A 14,524-nucleotide genomic window follows, 5' to 3' on the forward strand; every position below is an offset into this window, starting at 1 on the left:
TTCGCAGTGCAGCACACCGATGCGGCGTGCTGTCGTGAGGGACAGGCCATTCCAGTATAGGCGCGACGCGCGGCCGAGGTACTTCGGGAATACCTGTGGCGTGCGGCGGGGCCGGTCCCGGTTACCCTCGGGAGTGGCGCGGCGCCAGGGCGGTTCCTTGCGCGGCGCATGGACATCCGGTGCGTCGCGCCGATTAGCGGTAAACTCCCAGTCCGTACTAATCTGTACCTTATCCCCGGTTTGATCGGGTTCATGTCAGCACCATTGTCTAACGCCATGCTCACGTCTCACGATCCGTCGCCAGCAGCAGACGGCGCAATCAACGGCGAGTGCGTCATCCTTGACGCCACCGCCACGCTCCCCACGCGCTACGGCACGTTCACCTCCTACGTGTTTCGCGTGTGCGAAAGCGGCGCCGAACATCTCGCGCTCGTGATGGGCGACGTCGCGAACAAGTCATCCGTGTTGACACGCTTGCACTCCGAGTGCCTGACGGGCGACGTGCTCGGCTCGTATCGCTGCGATTGCGGCGAGCAGCTCGATCTCGCGCTGCGCTATATCGCGGCAGAAGGCTGCGGCGTGTTGCTCTATCTGCGCGGCCACGAAGGGCGCGGCATTGGCCTGTCCAACAAGATTCGTGCGTATGCGCTGCAGGAGCAGGGCCGCGACACCGTCGAGGCCAACCTCGATCTCGGCTTGCCCGACGATTCGCGCGAATACGATTCGGCGGCGGGCATCTTGCGCACGCTCAAGGTCACCTCGGTGCGCCTGATGAGCAACAATCCGGAGAAGTTCGACACGCTGTCGAAGCACGGTATTCCGGTATGCGAGCGGGTCGCGCTGGCGATTCCGATGCGCGAGGAAAATGAGCGCTATATCCGCACCAAACAATTGAAGTTTGGGCATTACTTCGACGAAAACGAATAAGCGCAAATAAGCGGCGCATAGACGCCGGCCGCCTTTTGCAAACGGCGGCCGGCGTTGATGCGTCGATTTCGTCAATGTATTGCGGTGTTATGTCGATCGGCTTCGCCGGCTCTGCGGCGCGCCCACGGCGCATCGGCGGGGCGTCGGCACCGGTGGGTCAGAATAGGCTGAAGTCGTCGTTGCTGTCGGGAATTGCGTTGAGCACGTCCTGAAGCGCTCGCCAGCCGATCAGTCTCGCGAGACCGGCTGAGATTGCCAGGATCGCGGTCCAATTGCGGATGTTTGTCGTGCCGCGCGCTTGCAGCGGACGACGCACGGCGCTTTTCCGTGACTTCATCGATGCGCGCAGCAAAGGGCAGGTATGCATGCCGTTTCTCCAATCACGAGTGCCGTTTAGCGTGCGGCGGCGGTTGCTGTAGACGTTGCGGCGACCCGTGCCAGGATCGCCGCGAAGACGTCCGCGAGGGCAGTCGAACCGAAGCGCCGCTCGCTGATCTCCGTTTCGACGTCGATGCGGCCCGCGTTGTGCGCGTCGTACAGCTCCGTGATGAGACGCGCGTGATTCTCGCCGAGTCCCGCGCCCTGGAGCATCGCGGCCCATTCGCCGCGTGGCATTTCGTAGGCCGTAATCTGACGGTGCGTCAACGCACCGAGCGTGTGTGCCAGGTCTAAAGCGCTGACGCGCGCTTCACCTTCGATACTCACTATGCGGGGCGTCGCTTTCGCGGGTCTCTCGTCGAGTAGAAGTTCGGCGGCCAGCAGGCCGACGTCTTCCGCGGCGACCGTCGGAAACAGCTTGGTCAACGGATGGTGCAAGCTCGGCAGCACGCCTTTCGCGAGTGCGACAGGTAAGACGCGGGCCCAGTTGTGCATGTGTTCCGCGGCGCGCAGAAACGTCAATTGCGAGGCAATGTTCACGAGTCGCGCTTCGAGGGTGTGAAACAGCGTCGTAATGCCCGTGCCGCTCGGGTGCTCGGCGCCGTAATCGGAGAGCGCGAGCAGGCGTTGCGGCGGGTAGTCACGCAATACGTTCGCGCTCACGTCGATCATGCGCCGCATCGTGGTTGCGGGGTCGGCGTCGGCGCGCGGTACCGGACACAGTATCTGCACGGCGTACGCGCCTTTGATCGCGCGCGCGACCGAGACGGGGTCGAGCAGATCGGCAACGGCGATTTCACAGCCGATTTCCGCCAACACCGCCCCTTGCTCATCGTTGCGGACCACCGCGCGCACTTCACGGCCCGCCCGGCGCAATGCCGCGGCAGTCACTCTGCCGACATTGCCTGCTGCTCCAAAGATCACAAACACGTTCAGCTCCTTGCTGGATCGGTATGTCGCCATCTTAGGGAGACGGCGATGGACAAACGCGCGGGCGCGGATCGTTGTGCGCAGATTCGGATGACTGTTTTCTTTGCGGCGCTGCAGCATGCGTATCGAGGCCGCTCGAGGTCAAGCAAAGCCACGAAAAACGCAGCACAATGCACACACGTTGGCCGCCATCCACGAGGGAAGTAATGAATGCCGTGACACCGATACTGCAACCGCACAGTGGTTCTCGCGTCGCCTTGCGCTCCAGCAAGGCGCTCGGCTGGCAGGGTTTTGGCGCGGAGTTAGTGAACGTGGCAGCCGGGCTGCACCGGATTCCGGCGCTTAATCATCATCGCGTGGGTGTGCATGTCGGCGCGCCGGTCAAGGCGCGGTGCATGTGCAACGAGCAGCGCTACTCGCGGATTCAGGCGCATGGCGACGCCGATGTGATTCCCGCGGGCGTCGACGGGCAGTGGACCGATGAATCCGCCTGCACGATTTTCAGTGTGTGGATCGGCGAGGACTTCGCGCAGCGTACCGTCGAACAGCTGGAACTGAAGACGAGCGAAGCGCGGCTTCGTCCACAGTTTCAGATGCGCGATCCGCGTTTTCAGCATCTTGCCTGGGCGTTGCGCGCCGAACTCGAAGCGGATGATGCATCCGATCCGCTCTTCGCAGAGAGCCTGTGCACGGCGATGGTGGTGCGGTTGATCGGCAGTGCGCCGGCGCTCGACAGGCTCGAAAACAAACGCCGCACGCTTGCGCCGAAGACCGCCGCGCGCGTGATCGAGTTTATCGAGGCACATCTGGATCAGCGCCTGACGCTCGGCGAACTGGCCGCGCACGCCGAGTTGAGCGTGCCGCATTTCAAAGTGCTGTTTCGCGAAACGCTCGGTATGCCGGTGCATCAGTATGTGGTGCAGCGAAGGGTAGAGCGTGCGAGGGCGCTATTGCTTCAAGGCAGGTTGAGCGCGAGTCAGATCGCGCTGGAGACGGGGTTTGCGCATCAGAGCCATATGGCGCATTGGATGGGGCGGTTGTTGGGGGTGACGCCTCGGGAGTTGGTTAAGTCGAGTGCGAATCCGGGCAGCATTATCGACCTCGAACCCCTCCATGTCCGTCGCATTGCAACGCTGCGGTAGACCTTGAACCCGCACCGCAACAATCAGTTTGGAGTTCCCGCTCTATTGCCCTAAACCGATTTCCATAGCTAAATGCGGACTTCGCAACCGGAGGCCGCTACATGTCGAAATCGAAGGGTTCTCGCATCGTCGCCTGGGCAATCGCTGCTGCTGTTGCCAACGCGCCGCTCGCCGTGCTTCTGACGCTTGCCACACCGGCCGGCATCGATCGCGCGGTCGCCGCGACGTCGAACACCAGTAGCGACGATTACGCGGCAACCCGCTATCCGATCATCCTCGTACACGGCCTCACGGGCACCGACAAGTATCTCGGCGTGCTCGATTACTGGTACGGCATTCAGTCGGACCTCCAGCAGCACGGCGCAACCGTGTATGTGGCGAATCTCTCGGGCTTTCAGAGTGACGACGGTCCGAATGGCCGTGGCGAGCAACTGCTCGCCTACGTGAAGCAGGTTCTCGCAGCAACCGGCGCGCAGAAGGTGAACCTGATTGGCCACAGCCAGGGCGGCCTGACCTCACGCTACGTTGCGGCGGTAGCGCCGCAACTCGTCGCCTCGGTGACCACGATCGGCACGCCGCATCGCGGCTCGGAGTTTGCCGACTTCGTACAGGACGTACTGAAGAAGGACCCAACGGGTCTCTCGACACCGATCATCGGCGCTTTTGCGAATATATTCGGCATCCTGACGAGTAGCAATCACAATACCAACCAGAACGCGGTGGCCGCGCTGCAAACGCTGACTACAGCGAACGCCGCAGCCTACAACTTGCGTTACCCGAGCGCGGGCCTCGGCGCGCCGGGTTCGTGTCAAACCGGCGCGGCGACTGAAACCGTCAACGGCAACACGCATTTGCTGTACTCGTGGGCGGGCAGTGCGATTCAGCCCACCTCGGTGCTTGGCATTCCAGGCGCCACCGACACCAGTGTTGCGCTAATCGATTCCGCCGACGTCCTCGATCCGTCGACGCTCGTTCTGTACGGCACCGGCGCGATCATGCTGACCCGCAACTCGGGGCAGAACGACGGCCTCGTCTCCGTGTGCAGCGCGCTCTATGGCAAAGTGCTCGGCACCAGCTACAAGTGGAATCATCTCGACGAAATCAATCAGTTGCTCGGCGTGCGCGGCGCGAATGCAGCGGATCCGGTCGCTGTGATCCGCACGCAGGCGAATCGCTTGAAGACGCAGGGCGTCTGAGCGGATGCCGCGACCGGATCGGCAGCGGGGCAGTGCGCGGAGTCAGTGGTTGGCTTTCATCGCGGTAGGCGCGGTGTCGGCGGGCGCTGCGTTATGGCTGAGCCGCACGCCGCTCACGCATGATGCGTCAGCTTTAAACGCGGGGAGTACAGCGGGTTCTCCGAAAGCGGCGCTCGCTTTGAGCAAAGACCCGGCCGTCGCGTCGATGGTCGGCACCTTACCCGCTTCGCTCGACGGTTCGTCGCCGCCACGTTTGCCGACCGATGGCCGTGGTCACCTCGCTCGCACGCGTGCGGTCCGCGACTTCTTCGATTACTTCCTGACGACGCAAAACGAAATCTCCGCCGCGACGCTCGACGCATTAGTGCATCGTCAGATCGCGGCACAACTCGACGGCACGCCGGCCGCTGACGAAGCGCTGAGCGTCTGGCAGCGCTATAACGCTTACCTCAAGGCGCTTGCACAATTGCCGGAAAGCGCCCCGGCACAAAGCCAAGGCCAGAATCAGAGCGGCGCGAAGCTGAATTTCGACGCGCTGCAGCTCTCGCTCGATCAGCGCGACGCGTTAGGCGCCCGATTGATGGGCGAATGGAACGAACCGTTCTTCGGCGCTGAATCGCAACAGCAGCACACGGATTTGGCGCGCTTGCGCATCGCCTCGGATAGCACGTTGAGCGACGCGCAAAAAGCGGCGCGTCTCGCCGCGCTGGACGCCGCGCTTCCTCCGGAAATACGCGCGGCCCATGAGCGTGCCCATCAGCAGCAGGCCGCGCTGGACGCGATCGCTCAGGCGCAGAAGCAGGGCGGCTCACTCGATGCAATGCGTGCGCAGATCACGCAGACACTTGGCCCTGAAGCGGCGCAGCGCGTCGTGCAGATGCAGCAGGCCGACGACGCCTGGCAATCCCGCTATGCGGACTACGCGAACCAGCGCGCGCAGATCGACAGGCAGGATTTGCCGCCTCAGCAACGCGACGCGCAGATCGCGCAACTGCGTCAGCAGTTCTTCAGCAATCCTGCCGACGCCATGCGTGCGGCGTCGCTCGATCGCGGCAGCGGTTCGGCAAACTGAACCGGCTCTCGCGGCCTGGCACGGCCGGTCAACCCGGCGCCACGCCCGTCAGTTGCGCATACACGTCATGCGAGAGTTGCAGCAACACCTTGCGATCGATCCCGCCCGACACGGCATAGCCAAAGTCGCCGTCGACCCAGTAGAACACGTTCACCGGGCCATCCTGATACAGCTTGAACGCAGTGGTATTCGAGTTCACCTGCCGATGCGAAATGCACAGCGTCACGCGTTCGCCGTTTGGCCCGCGATACATGAATTGCGCGGTCGGCCCATCGGTGCCGGGCAACAGGCGGCCGCCCGAGAGGTTGAAGCCGCTTTTCGATAGCATCGGCGGATGCACGTTGGTGCCGAGCCGGTTGGATAGCCACTGCACGAAATCCTGTTCGTGATCCGCAGTCATGTCGGCGGGACGGTCCACGGCGGGCATATAGACCACATGTGCCACCGCAGCCTGCCGCGCGAACATCTCCGAGCTATCCGCACTGACCGGGCGCGTGTCGGAGTGACTGGCGACCGGCGCCACGACGTCCTGCCCCATATGCGTGCCCATGCCGATACCCACGCCCATCACCAGCGCCGCAGCCATGCCGGCAAACTGCGGCCAGTTGGCCGCAATGCGCCAGCGGCGCTCACCGACTGCCGCCGTCTGCAGACGTTTGGGCACGGGCTCGCTCAGCACGCGGTCATAGCGCGCATGGAACATGTTGTTCAGCGAGAAATAGTCGCTGACGCGTGCGGCCAGCTCGGGGTTCTGTTCGAGCGCGCGCTCCACCTCGACGCGCCGTTCATCGGACAGCGTGCCGTCCACGTAGGCGTGCAGGTCTTCTTCGCCAATCGGCGTATGTTGGTCGCTCATCGCACCACCTGTAATTTTGCACCGGGCTGCGTGCCCGCCATCAAGGCCCGAAGCCGCTCGCGTCCGCGTGAAAGGCGCGACATCACCGTGCCAAGCGGAATATTCAGTGCGAGGGCGACGTCGGCGTAGCTCATTTCCTCGAGACCGATCAGCAGCACGACCTCGCGCTGTTCCATGGGCAGGCGCTGCAGTGCGTAGTCGAGGTCGCGCATTTCGAGCGAACGGGTTTGGTCGGAGGGCACGGCAAATTCGCTTTCATGGACGCTGTCGTCGTCGACCGCGACGTGGACGGCGCGCGCCGAAGCCTTGCGCGCCTGATTGGCGAACACGTTATGCATGATCGTAAACAGCCACGCGCGCAGGTCGGTGCCGGGCTGGAACATCTCAGTGCGGCCGAGCGCGCGTTCGAGTGTGTCCTGCACCAGATCGTCGGCGAGATCGCGATTGTTGATCAGCGCTCGCGCATAGCGCCGCAGACGCGGCACATGCTCCATTAACTCGTCACGGACATCCATTTTTATCCCAATCGTGGGGCTGCTCGTGGGGCGCCGGATGGGCGTCCGTCGATTGAACCGCCACGCGTATTCGAAGTGCGAACACACGTGGACGCATTTTATTCCGTTGTTTTTGCGGTGTTGCGCGAAAAACCGGCGGAGCGCTTACCGCAGGGTCATCACATCGGCCGCACGCATCAGACGACGCGTACGAGCGTTGCCGGCGACCACGAAGTGCTGGCGCTGCGCCGTCCAGGTCAGCAGGCGGATCTCGCCGATGCGACGGGCGGCCCACAGCGGCTGCGCCGGTGCAAACAGTGCCAGGGTGGAAATCACCACGACGGGCTGGTTGTCTTCGTTCAGATAGACGAATTCGTTGGCGCGTTGGAACGGGCCGAGCGATAGGACCCTTTGATCCACGAGCCGTAAGCCGATCGCGGCGAGCGGCGGGGCGGATTCGTCGGTTCGCGTCGGCGACGTGGCGGAATACGGTGCGGCTGCGATTTCCGCCAACGCCATCACGGCGGCATTGTTGAGCGCCTGCCGGGATACCTGGGTGGCGGCCAACCAGCCGCTTACGGCCGCCAGCGTCAGAACCAGCGCCGCGAGGGTATTGAGCGCCTTGCCCGGACGCCTCGCGCCCGTCAGTTGGCGGAGTGCGCCGCGCCACCCTCGCGCACGGCCTGAAACAGGTTCGTCGTTTGTCTGGAAGGCCTGCTGCATCTGCGCGTTCAGCCTGCCGTAGAACGCCACCCGGCGTGCTTCCGCCGGATCCTTGCCCAGATAGTCCTGCAGAAACGCCGCGCGCTCCGGGCTCAGCGTGCCATCGGCATACGCCTGAATGTCGGCTTCGGAAAGCGGTGGGTCGGAGGGGGCGTCGGTTGAGGTCATGGTGGCGGCGTTCGTCGGATTTCAGCTAACGGATTTCAGTCAACTACCGGCAAACACGTGCAGAGGTGAGTTTATTCCACGTTCGAAGTTTGTTTTTTTTGAGGCGTCAATGCAGGAATAAAAACCGCCGACCGGTGGTTTTCCCTCATGCGAACCCGCACAAAACTCTCTGGAGTTCATCATGAAGAAGATCGCTTTTGCCGCCTTGTCCGTCGTCATTCTTGCCGCTTCGTCGAGCGTCTTTGCCGAAGGCAAGACACGTGCTCAGGTGTACCAGGAATTGATCGAAGCTCAACAGAACGGCCTTGACTACGTGACCGACGCATCGTATCCGGATGTGAGCCCCGTCTTCGCGCAACAGGTCGAGCACAACAAGGAAGCACTCGCGGCGAAGGCGGCTGCCGCGAACCATGTCGCGAGCGGCAGCGCGGCGGTGGGTAACGTCAATTGACGCGATTGATATCCGGCGCGCGGCGTGAACGGACGCGCCGGATATCGAATGGAATAGATCGCCGCATTGGGTGTTCACCAATGAGTGCATCTTTCCGAGCGTCAAGGAGGCGTCGTGACAAAACCATCCGTTCCCAATGCTGGACCCCTATGCGTGCCATGCCGGCTTGCCGCGATCGGCGCAGTCGTTGCGGCTCTTGCCGGTGGCTTCGCCTATACCGCGGGCTGGCTGACACCCGCGCGGCTCACCGCGCCGCGTTTCATCAATACGTTCGAAGCGGTGGCCGGCCAGCCGCATCCGGGCTACAGACGCAACCATGCAAAGGGCTTGTGCGTGGAGGGCTATTTCGACAGTAACGGCAACGGCGCGGCGCTATCGCGCGCCGCCGTATTCGCCAGCGGCCGCACACCGGTCACAGGACGTTTTGCGGTGCCAGGCGGTAATCCTTCCGCACCCGACACCAGCTCTCCGGTGCGCAGCATGGCCTTGCTGTTTCAATTGCAGAACGGCGAGCAATGGCGTACTGGAATGAATTCGACACCCGTCTTTGCGGTTCATACGCCCGCGCAGTTCTATCAGCAACTGGTTGCAGCGAAACCCGATGCCGCAACCGGCAAACTGGATCCCGCGAAGTTGAAAGCGTTTTATGACGCATATCCGGAAACCCGGCCATTTCAGGCCTGGGTGAAAGCACATCCGCCGTCGTCGAGTCTGGCGAACGCCGCGTACTACAGCATCAACGCGTTCCGGTTTACGGACAGTGCGGGCAGTACTCACGCCGTGCGCTGGGCGATGGTGCCTGAAACGCCGTATGCGCCGATCACCGATGCGCAAAAAGCCGAAAAGAACTTTCTTCAGGCAGATCTCAACCAGCGTCTGCAAAGCGGACCGTTGCGCTGGCACCTGATCCTGACGGTCGCTCAGCCGGGCGACCCCATCGACGACGCAACGATGCAATGGCCCGACGATCGTCAGCATATCGACGCCGGCACGCTGGTGATCGATCGTTCGACGTCGCAAGAAGATGGCACGTGCCGCGATGTCAATTTCGATCCGACCATCTTGCCGGCGGGCATCCAGCCTTCGAACGATCCGTTGCTCGCGGCGCGCTCGGCGGCTTACGCGTTGTCGTATAAGCGGCGCACGCTCGAAGAAACGCTGCGCCCCGCGATCCACCAAACGCAGAAAAACGGAGGCCAGTCATGAAGCAGCGGCAAGCACATTTCAGTTCGCTCGCACGAGCGCTGCATTGGACGATGGCGCCGTTGATCGTCGCGATGCTGTTCATCGGGGTGGGGATGGTTGCGACCGTGTCGCACGCGCATAACACGCTGCTGGCGATTCACAAGCCGCTTGGCATTGCGTTGCTGTTGCTGGTGATGCTGCGCGTAGGCGTGCGTATCAGGCGCGGCACGCCACCGTTGCCGCAGGACATGCCGGCGCCGCAGCGCGTCGCCGCGAAGCTGTCGCATCTTGTCCTCTATGCGCTGATGGCGGCGATGCCGCTGATCGGCTGGGCGATGTTGTCCGCAGCCGGGTATCCGGTCACGCTATATGGTCCGCTGCATTTGCCGCCGATCGCGCCGCATAACGTCGAACTGTTCGCAGTACTGCGCGCGTTGCATACATGGCTCGCATTCGCGCTGTTTGCCACTGTGCTGCTGCATCTCGCGGCGGCGCTCTTTCATGGCCTGATTCGCCGCGATGGGGTGTTTTCGAGTATGGCGCGCGGCGGGCGTTAGCTTTTCACCCGTTCCGAGCGTGGATCGTAAGGCGCTTTCAGATGCACGGTCGCCGGCAGCAGATCGCCGGCAACGTCGATCATGTATTGACCGCCGTTCAGGTAGGCCGCGTCGGCGACGCCGTCCGGATTGTTGATATAGCCCATCGCTACCGGGCAGCCGAGCGTGTGTCCGAAAGCCGCCGAACTGACGAAACCGACTGGCTTGCCATTGCGCAGAATGGCTTCGCCGCCCCACAGCATGCGATTGGCGGCGCCGTCGGCGGTTAGCACCACCATACGGCGGTGAATCGGTTCGGCGCGCAATTTCAGCAATGCATCGCGGCCGCGGAACGGGATGTCCTTGTCGAGTTTGCACGCGAACGAGAGACCCGCTTCGAACGGATTCGTATCCGGCGTCAGTTCCCGGCCCCATGCGCGATAAGCTTTCTCGATACGCAAGGAATCGATCGCGTAGTAGCCCGCATTGACGAGGCCGAACGCTTTGCCCGCAGCGTGCAGCGTTTCGTAGACACCTACCGCGAATTCCACCGGCACGTACAACTCCCAGCCGAGTTCGCCCACGTAGGTAAGACGTGTAGCGCGCACCGTCGCATAACCAAGATCGACCTCGCGGCTTTGGCCAAACGCAAACGCCTCATTGCTCCAGTCCGCTTTCGACACGCTTTGCAGCAAGGCGCGTGAGCGCGGGCCCATCACGGCGAGCACGGCGTATTGACCGGTGACGTCGACCAGCGTGCAGTGTTTGTCGTGTGGAATCGCTTTTTCGATGGTGTCGAAATCGCGCGTGGTTTGCGCGGTGCCGGTGACGAGCAGGTATTGATCGTCGGCGAGGCGCGTCAGCGTGAAGTCCGATTCGTAAGTGCCGCGCTCGTTGAGCATGCCCGTATAGACGGTGGTGCCGGGCGGCACGGCGACGTCGTTGGTGACGATGCCTTGCAGCACGCTCTCTGCATCCCGTCCTTTGACGAGGAATTTGGAGAACGACGTCATGTCGAATAGCGCGACGCCTTCGCGGCACGCGCGATGTTCGGCGCCGCTCCACGGCAGCCAGTTCTGCTGGCCGAACGCGTAGTCGATCTGTGCTTCGGCAGGCGTCGGCGCGAAAAAGTTGGCACGTTCCCAACCCATCTTGCTGCCGAACGAGGCACCGTTTTCACGCAGCAGCGAGTACAGCGGCGAGCGGCGAAACGGCCGTGCGCTGTCGAGCTCGCGATTCGGCCAGGGCATTGCATAGTGCAGGCCAAGCGTTTCCTTCACGCGATCGTGCAGCCACGTGTCGTTACCGTTGAAGCGCGCAAAGCGGCGGATGTCGACCGGCCACAGGTCCATCGTCGGTTCGCCCGCGACGATCCATTCGGCGAGCGCCATGCCCGCACCGCCCGCCGATGCGATCCCCATCGAATTGAAACCCGCGCCGACAAAAAAGCGCCGCAACTCCGGCGCTTCGCCGAGCATGAAGTTATTGTCCGGGGTGAACGACTCCGGGCCGTTGTAGAACTGCCTGACCTGCGCGGTTTCGAGCGCGGGCACGCGCTGCAGCGCATTTTCCATCAGGATTTCGAACTGATTCCAGTCGTCGGGCAGCAACTGGAATTCGAAATTGTCCGGGATGCCGTTCATGCCCCACGGCTTCGCGTTCGGCTCGAAGCCGCCCATGACGAGCCCGCCGACTTCTTCCTTGAAATAAATGAAACCGTCCGGGTCGCGCATTACCGGCAGGTCCGGGTGCACGCCGGCAATGCGTTCGGTGACGATGTAGTAGTGCTCGGCCGAGTGCAGCGGCACGGTTACGCCGCACAGGCGGCCAACCGCCTTGGCCCATTGTCCCGCGCAGTTCACGACGATATCCGCGCCGATCGTGCCTTCTTCGCCGTCCTTGTTGCGCCATGCGAGGCCGCTTACTTCCCGCGCGCCTGTGGTGCCGTTGGCTTTGTCTTCTAGCGCGGTGCGTGTATGGATCGCGGTGACGCGGGTGTTCTCGACGATACGCGCACCGCGTGTGCGGGCGCCGCGGGCGAGGGCCTGGGTCAGATCGGTGGGATTCGCTTTGCCGTCGCCGGGCAGCCAGACGGCGCCGAGCAGGTCGTCGGTGCGCATCACCGGCCATAGATCTCCGGCTTCCTGCGGGCTGATCACGTCGCACGCCACGCCATAGGCGCGCGCGACGGCGGCGGTGCGCTTGAGTTGCGTCATCCGTTCGGCCGTGCGGGCCACCGAGAGCGAGCCACATTGTTTCCAGCCGGTTGCGAGGCCCGTGTCGGCTTCGAGTTCGGCGTAGAGCGCGGTCGAATAGCGGATCAGTCTGGTCATGCTTTCCTGCGCGCGCAGTTGCCCGACAAGGCCGGCCGCGTGCCAGGTCGTACCGCACGACAGTTGTCCCTGTTCGAGCAGCACCACATCGCTCCAACCCATTTTGGTGAGGTGATAGGCGACCGAACAGCCAATAATGCCGCCGCCGATGATGACGACACGGGCATGGGTGGGGATGGATGTGGACATGTGTGGAAGTTGGTTGAATTAACGCGCGTAGATTGCAACAAATTTTGGCAAAAAGCAACGATCGATTTGCTTCGCGAGGGATCAAAGGATGCGGCGGATGCGTCGGCAACAGACGATAACGCTATCTTTTTGATAACCAAGTAGGTTAATATTGATCGGAGGCGAGAGTGGAAAAAAGTACGCCTCATTGCACGCTGGCGGATGCCCAAAGCCTGGCTCGCGCAGGGAAAATCAGAATCACGAAATCGGCGGTAATGGGCGCTGCGGCACTTGGCCTTGGGCCTGCCGCAATTGTCGAGACATTGATATCGCTTGAGCGGGCGAATTTTCGAAAAAGCATGACCACGTACGCGGACCATCGGGTCTGGCAGGACGTCTACTGTGCCGTCACGGAAGCAGGCATGGTCTATCTGAAATTGACGGTGATCGACGACGTTCTCGTCGTGTCATTCAAGGAGTGGTGAGCATGAAATGCCCAAACTGCGGAGCGGCCGAACTGGTGCGCGATACGCGCAATATGCGCTATGTCTACAAGGGGGAGACGGCCGTCTTCGAGGCCGTCACGGGCGACTACTGTCCGGTGTGCGACGAGGCGGTGCTCGGCATGGAGGAAGCGACGCGCACCGGGCAAATGATGCTGGCCTTCAATAAAGAGGTGAATGCCTCGCAAGTGGATCCCGCATTCATTGCTGCTGTGCGTAAGAAACTCGATCTGGACCAGCGCGAGGCGGCGGAGATATTTGGCGGCGGCGTGAACGCCTTCTCGCGCTACGAAAATGGCAAGACGCGGCCGCCGCTCGCTCTGATCAAGCTGTTGAAGGTGCTGGATCGGCATCCGGAATTGTTGGCGGAAGTCAGGGCGAGTTGAGCTTTCCTATCCGGATTGTGGGTTTGTATGGAAATGCGTTGGGTTTTCTTGGCGAATGATGAGGGTGTTTGCTAGACTGGCCTCTGCCATCCCGATCCCCACCCTATGTTCTCCACCCAACGCCAAGCCGAAATCCTGCGGCTCGTCCGCGAGCAGCGCACCTGCACGATCACCGATCTCGCCGGTCGCTTCGAGGTTTCCGACGAGACCATCCGTCGCAATATCAAGCCGCTGATCGCGGACGGCCTGCTCATCAAGGTGCACGGCGGCATCATGCTGCCCGAGCGTCTCGACGAGCCGCCATTCCAGCGGCGCATGGTGGCAAGCCGTGGGGGCAAGCAGGCTATTGGCGCGCGCATTGCCGAGCTGGTAAGGGACGGCGACTCGCTGATCCTCGAGGGCGGCACCACCTGTCTGCATATCGCTCAGGCGCTCAGCGCGCGCTCGCGCCTGACGGTGGTGACCAATTCAATCGAAGTGGCTCGCGTGCTGGCGCCGCGCAACGGCAACCGCGTGTTCATCGCGGGAGGCGAGTTGCGCGCCGACGACTCCGCCGCCTTCGGTGACAGCGTGCTGGCTTTCCTGCGCCAATTTCACGTGCGTTACGCGATTGTCTCGGTTACCGCAATCGACATGCAGGGCCGTTTCATGGATGCACTGCCGGCCGACGTGGCGTTTTCGCTCGCGGCCTTCGCGCAGGCCGAGCAGCGCGTGGTCGCGGCGGATCATGCGAAATTCGGCCATAGCGCGCTGGTGCACGCTTTCGGCGCGGATGCGGTCGATCTGCTGGTGACCGACGAGGCACCGGCGCCGGCGCTCGCTCAGGTGTTCGCGGCGGCGGACCTGGAGGTCCGGGTCGGGGCGCCCATCGATCCCTCACTCTAGGCGAGGCCAGGCCATCGGCCCTTCACGCCGAGGTCAAAACCGTCTCCACAGCCCATTGCCGCCAACGCGTAAAATGGCCGGTTACCACGGGCAATCATGCCAGGCCGCGACCGCGCCGGCAGGCGCCATACGCACAGCCTGCCGCGGCGCTTGCCGCGTCCGCACACGCTTGCCTCCGCCGGCTTGAATAG

16 protein-coding genes are annotated in these 14,524 nt (G+C 62.8%); 10 read left to right on the top strand and 6 right to left on the bottom strand.

The window, feature by feature from the left end; genetic code table 11:
- The first annotated feature begins 276 nt into the window (after positions 1 to 276).
- Positions 277 to 927, top strand: coding sequence for a GTP cyclohydrolase II (gene ribA / locus BCY88_RS25360; RefSeq protein ID WP_028197221.1), 651 nt, complete (start codon positions 277 to 279; stop codon positions 925 to 927).
- A 157-nt stretch (positions 928 to 1,084) separates the two neighbouring features.
- Here the strand turns inward: ribA and BCY88_RS25365 are convergent, their stop codons facing one another.
- Positions 1,085 to 1,294: a hypothetical protein gene (locus BCY88_RS25365; RefSeq protein ID WP_120346917.1), complete on the bottom strand. Its 210-nt coding sequence runs from the start codon at positions 1,292 to 1,294 to the stop codon at positions 1,085 to 1,087.
- Positions 1,295 to 1,320: 26 nt separating this feature from the next.
- Positions 1,321 to 2,235, bottom strand: a complete 915-nt coding sequence (locus BCY88_RS25370; protein ID WP_120346946.1) for an NmrA family NAD(P)-binding protein — start codon at positions 2,233 to 2,235, stop codon at positions 1,321 to 1,323.
- A 206-nt stretch (positions 2,236 to 2,441) separates the two neighbouring features.
- Here BCY88_RS25370 and BCY88_RS25375 point away from each other — a divergent pair, with 206 nt between their 5' ends.
- From BCY88_RS25375 to BCY88_RS25385, 3 genes are all read left to right on the top strand, one after another.
- Positions 2,442 to 3,377 carry an AraC family transcriptional regulator gene (locus BCY88_RS25375; protein ID WP_120346918.1) on the top strand — a complete coding sequence of 312 codons (936 nt, stop codon included), beginning with the start codon at positions 2,442 to 2,444 and terminating at the stop codon, positions 3,375 to 3,377.
- Between the two features lie 101 nt (positions 3,378 to 3,478).
- Entirely contained in the window at positions 3,479 to 4,573 is a 1,095-nt protein-coding gene (locus BCY88_RS25380) for a triacylglycerol lipase (RefSeq protein ID WP_120346919.1), read from the top strand.
- Positions 4,574 to 4,577: 4 nt separating this feature from the next.
- Positions 4,578 to 5,645: a lipase secretion chaperone gene (locus tag BCY88_RS25385; protein ID WP_120346920.1), complete on the top strand. Its 1,068-nt coding sequence runs from the start codon at positions 4,578 to 4,580 to the stop codon at positions 5,643 to 5,645.
- A gap of 28 nt (positions 5,646 to 5,673) precedes the next feature.
- Here the strand turns inward: BCY88_RS25385 and BCY88_RS25390 are convergent, their stop codons facing one another.
- The 3 genes from BCY88_RS25390 to BCY88_RS25400 form a co-directional block, all read right to left on the bottom strand.
- Positions 5,674 to 6,501 (bottom strand): anti-sigma factor family protein, encoded by an 828-nt coding sequence (locus tag BCY88_RS25390; RefSeq protein ID WP_120346921.1) that lies wholly within the window; start codon positions 6,499 to 6,501, stop codon positions 5,674 to 5,676.
- Positions 6,498 to 7,016, bottom strand: coding sequence for a sigma-70 family RNA polymerase sigma factor (locus tag BCY88_RS25395; protein ID WP_120346922.1), 519 nt, complete (start codon positions 7,014 to 7,016; stop codon positions 6,498 to 6,500). The genes BCY88_RS25390 and BCY88_RS25395 overlap by 4 nt, the downstream gene beginning before the upstream one ends.
- Before the next feature lie 144 nt (positions 7,017 to 7,160).
- On the bottom strand, positions 7,161 to 7,886 hold the full coding sequence (locus BCY88_RS25400) for an anti-sigma factor family protein (protein ID WP_120346923.1): 726 nt from the start codon (positions 7,884 to 7,886) through the stop codon (positions 7,161 to 7,163).
- Positions 7,887 to 8,067: 181 nt separating this feature from the next.
- On the opposite strand from BCY88_RS25400, the gene BCY88_RS25405 reads away from it, so the two are divergent.
- The 3 genes from BCY88_RS25405 to BCY88_RS25415 all read left to right on the top strand — a co-directional run bounded on the left by BCY88_RS25405 (position 8,068) and on the right by BCY88_RS25415 (position 10,079).
- Complete coding sequence (locus tag BCY88_RS25405) at positions 8,068 to 8,337, top strand: DUF4148 domain-containing protein (RefSeq protein WP_120346924.1); 270 nt, start codon at positions 8,068 to 8,070, stop codon at positions 8,335 to 8,337.
- A 114-nt stretch (positions 8,338 to 8,451) separates the two neighbouring features.
- A complete protein-coding gene (locus BCY88_RS25410; protein ID WP_120346925.1) occupies positions 8,452 to 9,543 on the top strand; it encodes a catalase family peroxidase in 1,092 nt (363 codons plus the stop codon).
- Complete coding sequence (locus tag BCY88_RS25415; RefSeq protein WP_120346926.1) at positions 9,540 to 10,079, top strand: cytochrome b; 540 nt, start codon at positions 9,540 to 9,542, stop codon at positions 10,077 to 10,079. The genes BCY88_RS25410 and BCY88_RS25415 overlap by 4 nt, the downstream gene beginning before the upstream one ends.
- On the opposite strand, the gene BCY88_RS25420 is transcribed toward BCY88_RS25415, so the two are convergent.
- On the bottom strand, positions 10,076 to 12,580 hold the full coding sequence (locus BCY88_RS25420) for a GcvT family protein (protein ID WP_120346927.1): 2,505 nt from the start codon (positions 12,578 to 12,580) through the stop codon (positions 10,076 to 10,078). The two genes, BCY88_RS25415 and BCY88_RS25420, sit on opposite strands and share 4 nt — an antisense overlap.
- 167 nt (positions 12,581 to 12,747) lie before the next feature.
- Here BCY88_RS25420 and BCY88_RS25425 point away from each other — a divergent pair, with 167 nt between their 5' ends.
- From BCY88_RS25425 to BCY88_RS25435, 3 genes are all read left to right on the top strand, one after another.
- Positions 12,748 to 13,044, top strand: coding sequence for a type II toxin-antitoxin system MqsR family toxin (locus BCY88_RS25425; RefSeq protein WP_120346928.1), 297 nt, complete (start codon positions 12,748 to 12,750; stop codon positions 13,042 to 13,044).
- Between the two features lie 2 nt (positions 13,045 to 13,046).
- The gene (locus tag BCY88_RS25430; RefSeq protein ID WP_120346929.1) at positions 13,047 to 13,448 is read left to right on the top strand and encodes a type II toxin-antitoxin system MqsA family antitoxin; all 402 of its coding nucleotides are present in this window, start codon (positions 13,047 to 13,049) and stop codon (positions 13,446 to 13,448) included.
- Positions 13,449 to 13,553: 105 nt separating this feature from the next.
- The gene (locus tag BCY88_RS25435; protein WP_120346930.1) at positions 13,554 to 14,333 is read left to right on the top strand and encodes a DeoR/GlpR family DNA-binding transcription regulator; all 780 of its coding nucleotides are present in this window, start codon (positions 13,554 to 13,556) and stop codon (positions 14,331 to 14,333) included.
- Positions 14,334 to 14,524: the final 191 nt, after the last annotated feature.

The sequence above is a fragment of the Paraburkholderia fungorum genome, assembly GCF_003610895.1.
In the GTDB taxonomy this organism is placed as follows: Bacteria; Pseudomonadota; Gammaproteobacteria; order Burkholderiales; family Burkholderiaceae; genus Paraburkholderia; species Paraburkholderia fungorum_B.

Excerpts from the sequence above, each read along its gene's own strand:
- BCY88_RS25420 (WP_120346927.1), bottom strand. The coding sequence starts at position 12,580 with ATGTCCACATCCATCCCCACCCATGCCCGTGTCGTCATCATCGGCGGC.
- BCY88_RS25375 (WP_120346918.1), top strand. The coding sequence starts at position 2,442 with ATGAATGCCGTGACACCGATACTGCAACCGCACAGTGGTTCTCGCGTC.
- BCY88_RS25390 (WP_120346921.1), bottom strand. The coding sequence starts at position 6,501 with ATGAGCGACCAACATACGCCGATTGGCGAAGAAGACCTGCACGCCTAC.
- BCY88_RS25415 (WP_120346926.1), top strand. The coding sequence starts at position 9,540 with ATGAAGCAGCGGCAAGCACATTTCAGTTCGCTCGCACGAGCGCTGCAT.
- BCY88_RS25430 (WP_120346929.1), top strand. The coding sequence starts at position 13,047 with ATGAAATGCCCAAACTGCGGAGCGGCCGAACTGGTGCGCGATACGCGC.
- BCY88_RS25395 (WP_120346922.1), bottom strand. The coding sequence starts at position 7,016 with ATGGATGTCCGTGACGAGTTAATGGAGCATGTGCCGCGTCTGCGGCGC.
- BCY88_RS25380 (WP_120346919.1), top strand. The coding sequence starts at position 3,479 with ATGTCGAAATCGAAGGGTTCTCGCATCGTCGCCTGGGCAATCGCTGCT.
- BCY88_RS25385 (WP_120346920.1), top strand. The coding sequence starts at position 4,578 with ATGCCGCGACCGGATCGGCAGCGGGGCAGTGCGCGGAGTCAGTGGTTG.
- BCY88_RS25435 (WP_120346930.1), top strand. The coding sequence starts at position 13,554 with ATGTTCTCCACCCAACGCCAAGCCGAAATCCTGCGGCTCGTCCGCGAG.
- BCY88_RS25400 (WP_120346923.1), bottom strand. The coding sequence starts at position 7,886 with ATGACCTCAACCGACGCCCCCTCCGACCCACCGCTTTCCGAAGCCGAC.
- ribA (WP_028197221.1), top strand. The coding sequence starts at position 277 with ATGCTCACGTCTCACGATCCGTCGCCAGCAGCAGACGGCGCAATCAAC.
- BCY88_RS25405 (WP_120346924.1), top strand. The coding sequence starts at position 8,068 with ATGAAGAAGATCGCTTTTGCCGCCTTGTCCGTCGTCATTCTTGCCGCT.
- BCY88_RS25365 (WP_120346917.1), bottom strand. The coding sequence starts at position 1,294 with ATGCATACCTGCCCTTTGCTGCGCGCATCGATGAAGTCACGGAAAAGC.